Source organism: Streptomyces sp. NPDC023481 (assembly GCF_055560195.1).
Genome location: NZ_JBVHJE010000005.1, coordinates 106473 through 121608 on the forward strand (window position 1 = coordinate 106473; position 15136 = coordinate 121608).

Genomic DNA, 15136 nt, shown 5'->3' on the forward strand with positions numbered 1-15136 from the left:
GGGTGCCGGCCCGCGAACCGACCGGAGGACCCATGACCGTCACCACTCGTCCGCCCCAGACCCGGGCCGTGCCGTGGACCGGGAACCGGGACCGGTCCCGGGACGGCTTGCGCAACCGCTTCGAGACGCATCTGCTGACCCACTACGGCCCGGCCTGGCAGGCGGTTCGGCGCAGCCGGTGGCTGCAGCGCAGGCTCAACTCCAAGCTGACCGACCTGGCCGTGCTGAAGGCGCCGACGCGCCCCAACCCGCTCAGCACCAAGGCCCCGTACACCTCCTGGGACTCGCTGACCGACCGTTCCTGGGTGGGCCGGCACCTGCCGCCGGCCGCGCCGCGGAAGGGGCTGCCCGCCCCGGAGAAGGTCGCCGAGCTGTTCCGCCGGGAGGGCGACGGCCGCTTCTGCACCCGGTCCAGCGCGCTGCTGCCCGCGTTCGCGCAGTGGTTCACCGACGGTTTCCTGCGCGGTCACGCGGCCACCGGCGACCCCCGCCGCACCGACTCGCCGCACACCCTGGACATGTGCCAGTTGTACGGCGACCGCGAGGAGGTCACCGCCTGTCTGCGGACCTTCGAGGGCGGCCGGCTGAAGAGCCGGATCATCGACGGGGCGGAGTTCCCGCCCGCCCTGTGCGCGGACGGGAGGATCACGGAGGAGTTCCTGGCGATCCGGCCGGTCCGGTTCGACGAGGTGCCGGAGGAGTACCTGGACACGCTGTTCGCGTGCGGCGGGGAGCGCGTGCACGCGCACATCGGTCCGATGGCGCTGAACGTGCTGTTCCTGCGCGAGCACAACCGGCTGGCCGGGATCCTCGCCGACGCCCATCCGGACTGGGACGACGAGCGGATCTTCCAGACCACCCGCAACACGCTGATCGTGATGATGATCCGGGTGATGCTGGAGGAGTACATCAACCACATCACGCCGTACCACTTCGGCTTCGTGCTCGATCCCGTGCGCACCGACCGCGGGGTGTGGCACCGGGAGAACTGGGCGACGATCGAGTTCAGCCTCGTCTACCGCTGGCACAGCCTGATCCCGTCGACGTACACCATCGCCGGCCGTCCGGTGCCGCTCGCGCGGACGATCGCCAACGGGCGGCTGGTCGTGGAGCGGGGGCTCGGGCCGCTCTTCGAGGACCTGTCCCGTCAACCCGCCGGCCTGTCCGGCCTGTTCAACACGGACGAGCTGCTGCTGCCGATCGAGGCGCGCAGCGTCGCCGTGGGCCGGGAACTGCGGCTGGCCTCGTACAACGACTACCGTGCCTACTACGGGTTCCCCCGGGTCACCGACCCGCGGCAGATCTCCGGCGACCCGCGGGTGCGGGAGGCGCTGCTGGACGTGTACGGCGACGTCGACGCGATCGACCTCTATGTCGGCCTGTTCGCGGAGGAGCCGGAGCCGGGCGCGATCTTCGGGCGGCTGCTCGAACGCATCATCTCCGTCGACGCGTTCTCCGAGGCGCTGAACAACCCGCTGCTCTCGCCCCGCTTGTTCGGCCCGGCCACCTTCTCCCCCGAGGGCCTGCGCGCCGTCCGCGAGACACGCAGCTTCTCCGACCTGGTGCACCGCAACCTGCCGGAGGACAAGGCGCGTTACGACGTCTCGCTCGGCCGGACCGCCGCCGACGCCCGGGCTGCCGTGGGCCGCTGAAACCCGTTCAGTCCCCGGTGCGGGCGTGCGCGAGCAACGCCTCGGCGGCGGTGCGCAGGTGCTCCGCCGCCGTGACGCAGGCGGCGGCCTGCCGCTCCAGTGCGGGCCGGCTCCAGGCGGGGCCGGCCCGGCAGCCGTCCAGGGTGGCCGCGGTGGCGCGCAGCCGCCGGGCGTACTCCTCCATCAGCTCGGCGTCCGACCGCAGCGAACCGGCGTGGTCGAGGAGTTCGGTGTCGTACGACCTGACGTCGGCGGACTCGGTCACCATGACATGCTCCCGTGGGCGGTGGGGTGGGGGCGCTCAGCGCGGCAGGACGGCGCCGGCGCTGCGGTGCTGCATGAACTGGGGGCAGGTGAGGACGAACCGGGGCCGGGTCCCGTCCAGGCCGAGCCGGCGCAGCTGCCCGGCCAGGGGTTCGGCCGCCCCGGTGTCGAGCCGCAGCCGGATGCCGGTGCCGGTGTGCAGCCGCAGCCTGCCGTGGGCCCGGACCAGGGTGCGGATCGTGCTCTCGCCACGGCGGCCGTAGAGGATCCAGTCGGCCTCGGGACAGCGCACGCCGCGCCCGAGGCGGCCCTCGACGGCGAGGCCGAGGTCCGGGGAGCGGACGCCGATGTCCCGGCCCGTCAGGTCGGCCTCGGCGGTCACCCGGAGCGCGGGCTGACCCCAGATCTGCTGGGCGACGGCCCTGGCCTCCTCGCTGGTGACGGCGAGGCAGAGCACGTGCCGGCCGGTGCGGCGCAGGTCGACGCGGCGCAGCAGGTCCAGCGCCACGTCGTAGGGGTGGGGCCGCCACAGGTCGTCGACCAGCACGGACAGGGCGATCTCGGTGTACGGGCCGATGGTGGTGCAGCGGTGCTCGTACAGGGACAGCACCGCCATGGCCCGCCGGCCGAGCCGGCTCGGCGTCATCCAGGTGACGTCGGGCAGCAGCCCGCGGGCCGCGTCGGCGTCGACGGGGAAGCACAGGTGGGCGGCGGAGGAGTCGTAATAGCGCACCGGCACGTCGACCGGGCCGGCCGTGGTGGGCACCGAGGTGGTGGGCAGGGTGAGGAAGGGGTAGCCCTCGGGCGGGTGGGCGCGGTCCTTGAGCTGGTACGCCTGCGTGCGCACGACGGGGCCCCGGTAGGGGGCGAGGGCCTCGTCGACGCGCTCGCGGGCCTCGGGGATGACGGTCCTGAGGTGCTCGATGTACTCGCGGAGCATGTGGCACAGCGGGAACTCGTGGGTGGGGCCGGTGTAGTCGACCTCGTACCAGTTCGGGTGCGGGTCGAAGGCGGAGCCGGCGCCGCGGCCGTCGAGGACGGGCACGATGTCGTGCTGGTTGGTGATGCTGGCGACCCAGGTGCGCGGGTCGGCGGGCTTCTTGTTGTCGACCGGGGAGCCGACGGCGATGACGTGGGTGACCCGGTAGGTGCGGCAGAACTCCTCGTCCTGGGCCAGGTTCATCACCGCGATGCCGCCCTCGCTGTGCCCGATCAGCGCGAGGTCGGCGCCGCGCGGGATGCCGTAGTCCGCCAGGGCGAGCAGGATCGAGCGGGTGTAGGGCGAGTCGGTCATGAACAGGTTGCGCCAGGCGCCGACGAAGTCCTGCGGGGAGTCGTTGCGGGGGCGGCCGGGTGCCATGCCCGGTGCCTGGAGGACGTAGCGGACGACGCCGTCCGGGCCGCGCACGTTCTGCAGCAGGATCCGCCCGTCGGTGGAGAGCATCTCGATGTTGCGCAGGAAGCCGAGGAAGGAGCCCCTCGGGGCGATGACCTGGCGTTCCTGGTCGGTGAGGCCGACGGCCTCGGCGGCGCCGTCGCCCTTGTCCATGCCGGCGAGATGGGCGGCGCTGATGCCGTGCAGCGGGTCGGCGGACAGCTCGCGGCCGGTGGCCAGCGCCCAGCCGGTCGCGTCGTTCTTCGGGTCCTCGTCCAACAGGGCGCGGATGGCGAGGAGTTCGGCCATCACCGGGGCCAGCCCGGACAGCGCGCGCTGGGCGCCCTGGTCGCGGAACAGGGCGCGCAGGGCGCGTACGGCCGCCAGGTCCTTGTCGGCGGTGACGGCCTCCGTCAGCCGGCGCATGCCGGGGTCGCGCTCGAACTCCGGGTGGTCGACCAGCACGGCGGCGATCCGCAGCCGCAGCGAGGTGACCGCCACGAGGGCGGCCAGGCTCTCCCGGCCGAGCACCTCCGCGGCGGCGCCGATCACGTGTCCCATGCCGTTCGGGGCGGTGATCGCGGAACCGCCGAGGCCCTGCTTGGTGGTCAGGGCCCGCAGCAGCGCCCACTGGGCGGTGAGACCGGTACGGGGGCGGCGGCGGGCGGAGGCGGTGAGGGCCGGGGCGAACAGCGCCGTGCTGGTGCGCTCGGAGACCGCGCGGATGCCCTCGGCGACGTCGACCACGTCGCGGGCGCACCGGCGCAGCAGTTCCCTGGGGTCCTGTCCGTCCGGCGCCGGCCGTCCGGGTGCGCTGCCGTCCGCTCGCATCCGACACTCCCTCGGCTCGACGACTCGGGAACAGGGCTTCGGCCGCGTCCGTCGGCGCGGCCTCGCTCCCATGGTCGGCCAGGGCGTGCGCGCCCGCACCTTCATCCATCCAGGTAGAGGATGCCGCCGGGTGCCGTACCGCCCGCCGAGCCTGGGCTTCACGGGCATATGGCTGCCGCATAATCGCCGCACATGACTCCCTGTTTCTCCCCGCCTCTCCCCGCGGGAGGCGCGCCGTGACCCTGTCCCCCGAACGCCCCGAGGGCCTGGGCACCCCGCTCCCCCACACCGTGCCGACGGGGCTGACTCTGCGCACCAACACGCTGCTCGCGATCGTGGTGTTCCCGCTGGCCGTACTGGTACTGGCCCTGCCGGTCGCCCTGGCCGGCGGCTGGGGGCCCCGCTGGTACGACGTCGTCCTCGGCGCCGGGATGTACGCGCTGTCCATCATGGGCATCACCGCCGGCTACCACCGACACTTCACCCATCTGTCGTTCAAGGCGAAACGACCGCTGCGGTTCGCCCTCGGTGTCGCGGGCGGACTCGCCATGGAGGGCCCGGTGACCCTGTGGGTGGCCGAGCACCGGCGCCACCACCAGTACGCGGACCGGGACGGCGACCCGCACTCGCCGTGGAAGTACGGCACCGGCCGGCGTGCGCTGCTCAAGGGGCTGTGGCACGCCCAGGTCGGCTGGTTCGCCTCGGGGCTGCGGGCCCACTACCCGCGCTACGCCCCCGATCTGCTCGCCGACCCGGACGTACGCCTCCTGGACCGTTGCTACCCGCTGACCATCGCCGTCTCCCTGGGCCTGCCGCCGGTGCTGGTCCTGGCGGTCACCCAGGACACCCGGTCCGCGCTGGTCACCCTCTTCTGGGCGAGCCTGGTCCGGTACGCCGTCGTCCACCACGTCACCTGGTCGGTCAACTCCGTGGCCCACGCCTTCGGTCCGCGCCACTACACCACCCGCGACCAGTCCCGGGACGTGGGCTGGGTGGCGCTGCTGACCTTCGGCGAGGGCTGGCACAACCTCCACCACGCCGACCCCAACAGCGCCCGGCACGGCGGGCTGCGCGGCCAGCCGGACCTCACGGCGTGGCTGATCGCGAGGTTCGAACGGTGGGGCTGGGCGTACGACGTGCGGTGGCCGGACGAGCGGCGGATCACCGCGCGGCTGCGCGAGGAGGTCGCGGGCCGGCGGAAACCGCACCGTCAACCGCCCGTGAAGTAGCGGGTGAAGGGGGAGGCGTCGACGGCGAACATGCCGGTGAAGGTCTGGTTCAGCTCGTAGACCAGCAGCACGGTGAAGGTGATGAGCGCCGTCAGGCCCATCACCATCACCACATGGGTGAAGCTGCGCCGTACCCCGAACATGAACATGAAGACCACGGTGAGCACACCGCCGACGATCAGTCCGAACCAGAGCACGGATGACAGGGCGTCGGTCACGTCCGCCTCCCGGCCGCGCCGGGCGTCGTCCAGCGCGCTCAGCTGGGCCAGGGTTTCCTGGAACGTGGCCTGCTGCGCGGGGGTGGCGTCGGCGGGCACCTGGCCCGCCGCCCGCAGGTCGTTCAGCAGGTCCCAGCCGCGCCGGCCCGGCGGCTCCCCCTGCGCCATCGCGGGCCACTCGGCGGACAGGACGTGGTGCACGTACGCGTCCACGGCGTCCCGGGTCCGCTCCCCCTCCAGCGCCGGCAGCCCCGCGGACAGCAGCCGGATCTGGTGGGCCGCACTGGCCTCGGCCTGCACATGGCCCACGGCGCCGGACCTGGTCTCCCACACGGACACCATCGAAAGACCGAGGACGAGGGCGTACAGCACGCCGACCATCATGGAGATGTACTCGGCGACGTCCTCGCGGGGTTCCTCGTCAGGGCCGGGGGGCCAGTAGTGGTGCCGGATCACCACGATGCCCGCGGCCACCATGGCGATCCCCACCACCACCGCGAAGGTCTCGATCATCGGCTCGTCTCCTGTCGTGTCGGTACGTGCTCTGTGCGTGAACGGTCCTCGCCTGTCGCCTACTTGCCGATGCGCCGCGAGCCGAGGAGGGCTGCGGCGAGGGCGGCCGGGATCAGCATGAGAAGCAGCAGGGCGAGCAGCCCGAGCCCGGTCGGCCCGCCACCGGGGCGGACGAACCGGGTCAGGATGGAGGCGTTCGGGGGGCGCGGGAGCGGGGTGCGGGGGGCTGGGGAGTGGGGGGACGTGGAGTTGGGGGGTGGGGAGTTGGGGGGTGGGGAGTTGGGGGGCCGGATGGCCGGCGTGGTGACGGGGGTGGTGGACGGGGGGCGGCTCGGGGTGACGGAGCGGCCGCCGGTTGCCTCGCCGGTCGTTGCCTCGCCGGTGGTGGACTGGCCGCCGCTCGTCGTCTCGCCGCCCGTGGACTGGCCGACTGTCGCTTGGCCGCCGGTTGTCTCTCCGCCGGTTGTTCCGCCTCCCGTGGGCCCTTCGGTTGCTGTGCCGGCGGTCGCGGCACCGCCGGTCGCCGTTCCGCCGGCCGCGAGGCCTGTGGTGGTGCCTCCCGCGGCGGCGGCAGCGCCGGCGGTTCCGGCTCCTCCTGCGGCGGCTCCTCCTACGGCCGCCGCACCGCCGGCTGCGGCTCCAGCTCCCCCTGCGGCCGCTCCCCCGCCGGCGGCTGCTCCGGCGCCTGCGGCCGCCCCGCCGCCGGCCCCGGCACCAGCCCCGGCTGCCGCTCCTGCGCCTGCACCTGCACCTGCACCCCCTCCCGCTCCCGCTCCGCCCGCCGCAGTGCCCACGCCGGCCGCCCCTCCGGCACCGGCCGCCGCAGCGGCTCCGGCACCTGCCCCGGCGACCGCTCCGGCTCCGGCTCCGGCTCCGGCTCCGGCCGCCGCTCCCCCTGCTGCGGCAGCCCCGCCCGCACCGGCCGCAGCTCCGGCGCCCGCGGCCGCTCCTCCGGCCGCACCACCTGCACCTGCTGCGGCTCCTCCAGCTGCCGCACCCGCACCGGCTGCCGTACCGGCACCGGCCGCGGCACCACCCCCGATCCCCGCACCGGCCCCGACGCCCGCAGCGGCTCCTGCCACCGCACCAGCTCCCGCAACACCCCCTGCCGCCGCCCCCGGAGCGGCAGCGGGCGCGGGTACTGCCAGCCCGGGTACAGGGGCGCCCGTACCGGCCGGAGGCAGCGGCGGGGGCGGAGGAAAAACGCCTCCCGGCGGCACCGGCAGCACCGGAGGCGCGGGAGGAGGCGCGGGCACAGGGGGCGGCACGGGCGCGGGAACGGGAGGAGGCGGAGGCGCGACCGGGGGCGGCGGGAGGGCCGGGGGCGGAGGAAGGACCGGCGGTGGAGGAAGGACCGGCGGTGGAGGCGGAGGCGGCGGTACCGGCGCCGGAGGCGTGGGCGGCTCGGGCAGGGTGAACTCGCCGGTCGCGTGGGCCTTGAGCAGCGGCGGCCACTCCGGGCAGCCGTCGGGCCGTAGCGTCTTGAGCCGGTCGCTGCCCCTCACCCACCCCTCGCTGAGGTACCGGCCCGGGAACAGCTCCATGGTCGCCACGCACCGTGCCGTGCCGCCGGGTTCCAGGCTCGGGACGGTGTCGCCGCCCCACGCGCAGACGATGGCGGGCGGCTGGAGGACGGGGTCGGTGAGCCGGAGGTCGAACACCGTGCGGTTGCCGGTGTTGGTCACGTCGTAGAAGACGGTGGCCACGCCCAGGGCTTCGGCGCCGGTCGTCACGGTCTCGGTCAGCTCCAGGTGCCCTCCGACGCCGGCGTACCCGGAGCGGGCGGTGGCTCGGGACTCCACGCCGAGGGAGGGGACGCGCCCGACGGCGGTGACGTCGGCGATCCAGGTGCCGGGTCGGGCGGTGGCCCAGGCGGTACAGGTCGCCGAGTCCAGGCCGCGGAGCATCGGCAGGTGGTCGCCGCCGCCGACGCAGCGGATGTCGGCGTCCGGGAGGCCCGGGTCGCTCACCCGCACGTCGTACAGGTCGGCCCCGGTGCGGTTGATCAGGCGGTACGTCTTCTCCAGCGGGCGGCCGACGCGGATGCCGGGGTGGGTCGCCTCCACACCCGGTCGGGTGTCGACGGCGACCCGGAGGGCCAGCCCCTGGTCTCCCGCGCCGTCGGCGACGGCACGCTGCGGTGGCCCGCCGTACGCGGCCATGAGCAGCGGCAACACCGCGGGGAGACGTGTCCCGAGGGCTCGCCAGCACCTCCCTAACTGTCCTATGAACACACAAAGAGGAGTAACAGAGCGTTCTGCGGGCGGGCTTCGACCCACGCCGGTCACCGGCTGTGACCGTACGAAGATCACTCCGGTGGCCGCGCGACGGCGCCGGCCACCCTCAACCGCCGGGCATCAGGCCCGCCGCGAGCGTGGCGCCCAGTTCCCAGCAGGCCTCGGTGTCGCTCCTGCGCGGCTCGCCGGTGACGGTCACCGGATCGGACGCCCGGCGCCAGCCGAGGCCGGTGGTGACGGTGTCGATCGAGCGGACGGCGCCGGTGACGTCGTTGCCGCCGTGCACGTAGTAGCCGAAGGGGCGGCCACGGGTCTCGTCCAGGCAGGGGTAGTAGATCTGGTCGAGGAAATGCTTGAGGGCGCCGGACATGTAGCCGAGGTTGGCGGGCGTGCCGAGCAGGTAGCCGTCGGCTTCCAGCACGTCGGAGGCGGTGGCCGACAGGGCCGCCTTGCGGACGACGCGGACGCCCTCGATCTCCGGTGTGGTGGCGCCCGACACGACGGCCTCGAACAGCGCCTGGCAGTGGGGCGAGGGAGTGTGATGGACGATCAGCAGGGTAGGCACATGCGGCACCCTGCCGTGCGTCCGCGGCCCGTGGCAAACGCGGGCCGCGGCCGACGCCGCGAGGGCACACGGGGGGACGGGAGGAGTCGTGGTGAGCGAGAAGGACCGCCGGGCGCCTGCCGCCGTGGTGTTCGACGCGCTGGGGCTGGAGTACGAGCGGGCGTTCGCCGGCTCGGCACCGCACCAGGCGTCGCTCGATCGGCTCCTGGAGCTGCTGGCGCCGGACAGCCTGGTGCTGGACGTGGGCAGCGGCACGGGACGGCCGACCGCGGCGGCGCTGGCCGGGGCCGGGCACCGGGTGCTGGGCGTCGACGTCTCCCCGGTGATGGTCGAACTGGCCGCCCGGCAGGTGCCCGACGCCGAGTTCCGGCTCGCCGACATCCGGGAGACGACGCTGCCGGAGGGCTCCTTCGACGCCGCGTGCGCCTACTTCTCGCTGCTCCAGATGACCCGCGCAGAACAGGCCGCGGTCGTGGCGAAGCTGGCCCGGGCGGTACGGCCCGGCGGGCTGGTCGTGCTGGCCACCGTGCCGCTGGACGTGGAGGACGTCGAGACCGTCTTCATGGGGCAGCCGGTACGGGTGACGAGCTTCGCCGCCGAGGCGTTCACCGAGCTGGTGTCCGGGACGGGCCTGACGGTGCTGGCCGAGGAGCACGAGGTGTTCACCCCGCCCCACCCCGACGCCACACCCGAGCCGCAGCTGTTCCTCCTCGCCCGACGTGCGGCGCGGTGACCCGCGGTCGCTGAGCCGGATTCCCGTTCGGCGCTGTCGGTGCCCTCGGTTACAGTGACGGCTCTGAACCGAAGGGGAGGCAACGGTGCAGGTCAGGGTGGGGACCGTCGGAGGCCGTCTGGTCGTGGCGGCGGCGCTCGCCGCGCTGCTCGGCGGCTGCGCCGGGTCGACGGACGGCGACAGCGCGGGGAAGAAGTCAGCGAGCCCGCCGGCGGACGCGGGGACCGAGGCCACGGCGGCGCGCGGCGGCACGGTCGGCGCTGCCGGTTCGGCCTGCGAGCTGCCCGTCAGCTTCGCCGTCGCCCGGCACTGGAAGGCCAGGTCCATCGACGCCGACAAGGAGCTGTCCAAGGGCTCGAAGGGTGAGGACGGCGACCTGGGCGGGGCCCTCGCCGACGCCTTCCTCCGTCAGGGTCCGGTCACCGCGGCCTGCGAGATCGACGCCAAGCCGGCCGGCAACATCGGCTTCCTGCGCGTGTGGACCGGCAGGCCCGGGAACGCGGACACGGCCGGTGTGCTGCGCGCGTTCGTCGCCGCGGAGGACAACGTCGGCAAGGCGAGGTACCACTCCTTCCGGACCGGTGGTGGCGTCGACGCCGTCGAGGTGGAGTACCTCTACACCAGCAAGCTGCTGGGGGAGACGAAGAAGGAGAGCGCCTTCGCGGTCGCCACGCCCGACGGCCCGGTCGTCCTGCACCTCGGCGGCATGGACACCCAGGAGCACGAGGAGATGCGGCCCGCGTACGAACTCGCCAAGCGGACCCTCGACCTGACCTGACCTGACCTGACCGACCGCGTCCGCTCAGTCCGGGGCCGTGGTCCGGCCCAGGTAGGTGAGCGGGCCGGCGTCCGCGACCGGGATCCGGTGGAAGCCGACGCGGTCGTAGAACGCCCGGGCCCCGGTGTTGGCGGTGACCATGCCGAGGTGGACCGCCCGGACGCCCCGCCGGTGCAGGGCATCCAGGAAGGTGCGCAGCAGGCGGCGGCCGTGGCCCCGCCCCTGCCAGGCCGGCAGCAGGTCGATGTGCAGGTGGGCCGGGTAGCCGGCGACTTCGGGGACGAGCATGCGCTCCGGGTGGTGCAGGAGCCGGATCATCCCCTCGGTGGGCGTCCGGGGCGGCCCGGCGGGTTCCGGATAGCGGCCGGCCAGCCGGGGGATCCAGTCCCGCCGGAAGTCCGCGACGAAGCGCTCGGTGTCGGCGGTGCCGACGACGTACCCCACGGCCCGGCCCGTGCCGTCGTCCAGGACGAAGGCGAGGTCCGGGTCGAAGTGGCAGTACGGCTCGGCGAAGATCGACGGCATGAGCCGCTGGTCGGTGTAGACCGCCCGGGAGTCGCCTCCCTCGTGCGCGGTGCGGACGCAGACGTCGGCCACGGCGTCCCGGTCGGCGGGACGGTACGGCCGGGTCACGGGGGCCTGGGAGAAGCTCGGCATACCCGCATCCTGCGCGCTATGGGAGCGCTCTCACAAGGGTGTGGCTCGCCGTGACGGTACGGCGGCCACCCCCATGTGACGGTCAGTAGCGCAGGCGCCTGGCCCGCAGGAGCATGAACAGGCCGGACAGGGCGAGCAGGGTGCCCATGGCGGCGGGCCACAGATGGGCTCCCGTCTCCGCCAGGCCGCCCTGTGCGGCCTGGGGTTCGGGCTGCGTGGACGACGGCGGAGCGAAGGCCGCGGCGGTGACCTCGGCGGGTGCGGAGGAGGCGGGCGTGGCCACAGGAGGCGTCGTCCGGGCCGGCGCCGAACGGGCCGGTGTGGAGCGGGGTGTGGCGGGCTCGGTCGGCGTGGCCTTGCCGTCCGTGTCGCCGCTGCCGCCGGTGCCGTTCGTGCTGTGCGTGTCGTGCTTGGTGGTGCGGGCCGGTGCCGTCGTCGCGTCGAGACGCGGGGCCTCGGCGGGCCGGGAGGCCGCGGGCGGCGCGGACACGGTGGTCCCGCTCCCGCCGGGCTGCCCGGCCGTGCCGTCAGCGGGCTGCTCGGTGTGGCCGTAGCCGGGGGCGGCCGAGGCGGGACTCGTGGTGGGGTTCGTGGTCGGAGCGGTGGGGCTCACGGTCGGAGTCGCCGTCGTACCGGAGTGGTCCCCGCCCGGCGCTCCGCAGGCGCGGCCCGAGTTGATGCAGTCGACCATCTCGCGCATCAGGCCCTCGTCGAAGACGTTGATGAAGTCGCCGTGGTCGGTGACGGGCTTGTGCAGCTGTTCCGGGAAGGAGTCCACCGCGAACAGCGGGACCGTGCGGCCGCCGTCCGCGAGGCTCGGCGCGTCGACGTCGTAGACGATGCGCTGGACCAGCTGCGGGATGGGCCGGAAGCCCGCCGGGCAGGAACCGTCGACGGCGGTGAAGGCCACGTGGGTGCGGTGGTTGGCGCTGTCGATGTCGCGGCCGTCCCAGCAGCTCTGGAACCGGAAGGTGCGCACGACGTCGCTGCCCGGCGGGCACAGCGGGTACTTGTCCTTCAGTTGGCGGTTCTCGTAACCGGTGCAGCTCCAGGACGCGTTGGCGTTGCCGGGGCCGTTGACGAACGCCTTGGCGTCGCCGGTGATGATGCGCAGGAACCGCGGCATGGCGGTGACCTTGCCACGCGGGCTGCCCACGAACGTCAGCGTGACCTGCTTGGGCGTGACGATCTGACCCGCGTTGCCCTCCGTGCCGCCGCCGGGAGATCCGGCGTCCCGTTCCCGGGTGCCGTTCTGCAGGCGCAGCACCGGCCAGTAGTACGTGGACTTGTCACCCTGGTCGACACAACTGGTGCCGGCCCGCGCCAGGTCGTCGTCGCTCGCGAAGGCGTTGTTGCCCTGGTTGCCGACGTAGTCGTGGAAGTGGTGGGCGCCGTTGGAGACGCCGGGGGCGACGATGACGTTGTCGGAGTTGAACAGGCCGTTGGCGTTGACCCCGCACTCGGAGGTGAAGCTGCCGCGTGAGGCGTCGGCCTGCGGGGGCGGGGCCGGTGCGTCGGGCTGTACGGCGGTGATGTCGGCGTAGTCGGAGACGACGGGCCCGTTGCCCCCCTGCCCCGCGCCGCTCTGTCCCGTGCCGCCCTGACCCGCGCCGCTCTGCCCCTGGCCGGTGCCATCCTGCCGGCCGTCGCCGGTCGGCGCGTCGGCGGCCTGGCCGGTGTCGCCGGGGCGCAGGGTGCAGGCGGCCAGGGAGTCCAGGCCCTGCGGGCGCTCCCCCACCCGGTCGATGGCGTCGGCGATCCGCCCGATGGACGCCGACCGCTGCTCCTTCAGCGGCCGCATGATCGCGGCGTCGAGGGAGCCGGTGTCCGGGCTGCCGGTCTGCCCCGCCTGTCCGGCCTGCTGGAGTTGGCGGTAGGCCGCCGCCGTCTGCTGGTCGAGCCGGGCGAGTTCGCGGTCGACGTCCGCGCGGGCCGCGTCCGGTACGGCCGTCAGCCGGCTGCCGATGTCGGGGCAGTCGATGGTCGCCATGCCGGCGGACCGGAGGTGTCCGGCGGTGTCCGTGCCGGAATTGCCGCCCCAGCCCGTGCTGGCCGAGGCATAGACGTTCGCCGTGACGAGGCCGGCGCCGCCCAGCATCAGGGCGACCGCCGCCAGGGTCGCGCGTCGGGCACGGGTCGGGCGTCTGCGGCTGTTGCGTACCAAGGTCGTCCCCTGCGTGTGAGCACCGGTCGGGCATGGAGTTCCCCGGCTTCATACGGAGGGCGGAGCCATCGTGTTCAACGGACGCGCGAATTCACCGGGATCTCACAGGCAACCAGGGTCCCCCGCCTTTCCCCGTCGAACATCCCGGCGAACATCACGAATATGTATCGGACATTTCACACCTCAACCTTCACACGAGGCACACACGTTGGCTAGGTTGACGCGAGGCCGCCGCCCGGCTCTGCCCCGGCGTGCCGCTCAACTGCCCTGCGGGGCAAGGAAGGAGCACGTCTTCCATGGCGCCGGAAAGCCGCGACGAGGTTCGGCAGCGCATCGCATCGCTTTACGACCAGGCGGAGAACGCCACCGGGAACTTCAACGCGACCCGGGCCATGGCCGCCCGCACACGGTCCCGTGGCGTCCCGTTGGCCAAGCGGGCGGGCCGGCGTCCGGATCCGGGGCTCGACGAGGTCGCCCGGCAGTGGTTCGACACGGCACGCGCCAAGCTGGGCCCGAGCGTCCCGGCCGTACTGCCCGCCGACCGGCTTCCCGACGTCCCTCCGACGCCCGGCCGTTCGCCGGCGCGGATGGACGGTCCGTCCGGGGCCGACTGGGAGGTCCGGGCGCTTCCGGCCGGGGACGAGCCCCTCGCCCTTCCGGGCGGTGAGCGACCGGCCCTGCCGTCCGCCCAGCGGCCCGAGCCCCTTGAACGGGGCCCCCGCGCGGTGGCCGGGCTGCCGCCCGGCTCACCGGCGGACGTGACGAGTCGGCCCGTACAGGCTCTGCCGAGCGGGCAGATGGCGCTGCCCGCCGCGACGGGCGGTACGACGAGCCTTGAACTGCCGGGACACGCGGTGGAGTTGCCCGGTACGGGCATGACGGAGCCGGGCGGGTGGGGTACGCCCGGACCGGCGAGCCCCGCCGCCCTGCCGGTGACCGCGGGAGCCACCGCACTGGAAGCCATAAGGCAGGCGCCGACAGGGACTCCTGTGCCGGCGCCCACGGCGGGCCCCCTCCAGGCAGCGACGGGAGCCCGGTTCGAGGCGCCGGTGGCAACTGCGGTGCAGGCGCCCCTGCAAGCTGCCGTACAGGTGCCGATGGAGACTGCCGTACAGGTGCCGGCCGGGGCCCCCCTCCCCGTGCCGACGGCGGCCCCGGCGCCCATGCCCACGGCAACCCCCGTACAGGCACCGCCGACAGGCCCCCCGGTGCAGCTGCCCAGGGCTCTGCCCGGCACCGCCGTGCCCGGGCGCCTCTCCCCCGCCGCCGCCAAGTCCGGCGCCCGGTGGAAACTCGACAGGACGCGCGACCTGGTTTCCCGGCGCACCGCCGTCCAGCCCGCGTGGGCGGCCGGGACCGGGGCGACGGGACAGTGGCAGCAGCCGCAGTGGACGGCACCGCCGATGCCGGCCACGGCGGCGCCGGCCGCGGGCCCGCAGCCCCCCGTCACCACTGCCCCCGTGACCGACACCGGCTCCCTCACCGCACTAATTGGCACCGGGTCCCTCACCTTCCCCGCCACCGCCCCCCTCGCCACGTCCACCCCCGAGTCGGCGCGTGGCCCGCGTGCCGCGAAGGCCATCGCGTTCGCCCGGGCGCAGATCGGGAAGCCGTGTGTCTGGGGTGCGATGGGACCGGGGTCGTACGACTGCTCCAGCCTCACCCAGGCCGCGTGGCGGGCGGCCGGTGTCACGCTGCCGCGCGCGGCGCACGAGCAGGCGCTGGCCGGCACCCCGGTGACGCTCGGCGGTATCGAACCCGGTGACCTCGTCCTCTTCTTCGACGACGACCGGCACGTGGGCCTGCACGTCGGCGACGGCATGATGGTCCACGCCCCGGGACCGGGGTCGTCCATCCGCGAGGAGTCGATCTACGGTGCCGGCGAGGCGGCGATCCACCGGGTCGTCCGGCCGGCCTGAC

Annotated in this window: 12 protein-coding genes; 5 read left to right on the forward strand and 7 right to left on the reverse strand. The window is 74.2% G+C overall.

Annotation, left to right across the window (positions count from 1 at the left end):
* The first annotated feature begins 32 nt into the window (after positions 1-32).
* Entirely contained in the window at positions 33-1652 is a 1620-nt protein-coding gene (locus ACZ3ZD_RS12845; RefSeq protein ID WP_467396012.1) for a peroxidase family protein, read from the forward strand.
* Positions 1653-1659: 7 nt separating this feature from the next.
* Here the strand turns inward: ACZ3ZD_RS12845 and ACZ3ZD_RS12850 are convergent, their stop codons facing one another.
* The gene (locus ACZ3ZD_RS12850; RefSeq protein ID WP_467396014.1) at positions 1660-1920 is read right to left on the reverse strand and encodes a hypothetical protein; all 261 of its coding nucleotides are present in this window, start codon (positions 1918-1920) and stop codon (positions 1660-1662) included.
* Between the two features lie 33 nt (positions 1921-1953).
* On the reverse strand, positions 1954-4122 hold the full coding sequence (locus ACZ3ZD_RS12855) for an alpha/beta hydrolase family protein (protein WP_467396015.1): 2169 nt from the start codon (positions 4120-4122) through the stop codon (positions 1954-1956).
* Between the two features lie 236 nt (positions 4123-4358).
* Here ACZ3ZD_RS12855 and ACZ3ZD_RS12860 point away from each other — a divergent pair, with 236 nt between their 5' ends.
* Positions 4359-5351, forward strand: coding sequence for an acyl-CoA desaturase (locus ACZ3ZD_RS12860; RefSeq protein ID WP_467396017.1), 993 nt, complete (start codon positions 4359-4361; stop codon positions 5349-5351).
* On the opposite strand, the gene ACZ3ZD_RS12865 is transcribed toward ACZ3ZD_RS12860, so the two are convergent.
* The 3 genes from ACZ3ZD_RS12865 to ACZ3ZD_RS12875 all read right to left on the reverse strand — a co-directional run bounded on the left by ACZ3ZD_RS12865 (position 5333) and on the right by ACZ3ZD_RS12875 (position 8884).
* Positions 5333-6082 carry a bestrophin-like domain gene (locus ACZ3ZD_RS12865; RefSeq protein ID WP_467396019.1) on the reverse strand — a complete coding sequence of 250 codons (750 nt, stop codon included), beginning with the start codon at positions 6080-6082 and terminating at the stop codon, positions 5333-5335. The two genes, ACZ3ZD_RS12860 and ACZ3ZD_RS12865, sit on opposite strands and share 19 nt — an antisense overlap.
* A gap of 610 nt (positions 6083-6692) precedes the next feature.
* Positions 6693-7169 (reverse strand): hypothetical protein, encoded by a 477-nt coding sequence (locus ACZ3ZD_RS12870; protein WP_467396020.1) that lies wholly within the window; start codon positions 7167-7169, stop codon positions 6693-6695.
* A gap of 1256 nt (positions 7170-8425) precedes the next feature.
* Entirely contained in the window at positions 8426-8884 is a 459-nt protein-coding gene (locus tag ACZ3ZD_RS12875; protein WP_467396022.1) for a flavodoxin family protein, read from the reverse strand.
* Positions 8885-8975: 91 nt separating this feature from the next.
* Between ACZ3ZD_RS12875 and ACZ3ZD_RS12880 the strand changes: the two genes are divergently transcribed.
* Together ACZ3ZD_RS12880 and ACZ3ZD_RS12885 are read left to right on the forward strand one after the other, a co-directional pair.
* On the forward strand, positions 8976-9617 hold the full coding sequence (locus ACZ3ZD_RS12880; protein WP_467396024.1) for a class I SAM-dependent methyltransferase: 642 nt from the start codon (positions 8976-8978) through the stop codon (positions 9615-9617).
* A 97-nt stretch (positions 9618-9714) separates the two neighbouring features.
* Positions 9715-10395, forward strand: a complete 681-nt coding sequence (locus ACZ3ZD_RS12885) for a lipoprotein (RefSeq protein WP_467396026.1) — start codon at positions 9715-9717, stop codon at positions 10393-10395.
* Positions 10396-10419: 24 nt separating this feature from the next.
* Here the strand turns inward: ACZ3ZD_RS12885 and ACZ3ZD_RS12890 are convergent, their stop codons facing one another.
* Positions 10420-11052, reverse strand: coding sequence for a GNAT family N-acetyltransferase (locus ACZ3ZD_RS12890; RefSeq protein WP_467396027.1), 633 nt, complete (start codon positions 11050-11052; stop codon positions 10420-10422).
* A gap of 82 nt (positions 11053-11134) precedes the next feature.
* Complete coding sequence (locus tag ACZ3ZD_RS12895; protein WP_467396499.1) at positions 11135-13150, reverse strand: DUF1996 domain-containing protein; 2016 nt, start codon at positions 13148-13150, stop codon at positions 11135-11137.
* A 362-nt stretch (positions 13151-13512) separates the two neighbouring features.
* Between ACZ3ZD_RS12895 and ACZ3ZD_RS12900 the strand changes: the two genes are divergently transcribed.
* Complete coding sequence (locus ACZ3ZD_RS12900; RefSeq protein WP_467396029.1) at positions 13513-15135, forward strand: C40 family peptidase; 1623 nt, start codon at positions 13513-13515, stop codon at positions 15133-15135.
* The last annotated feature ends 1 nt before the right edge of the window (position 15136 follow it).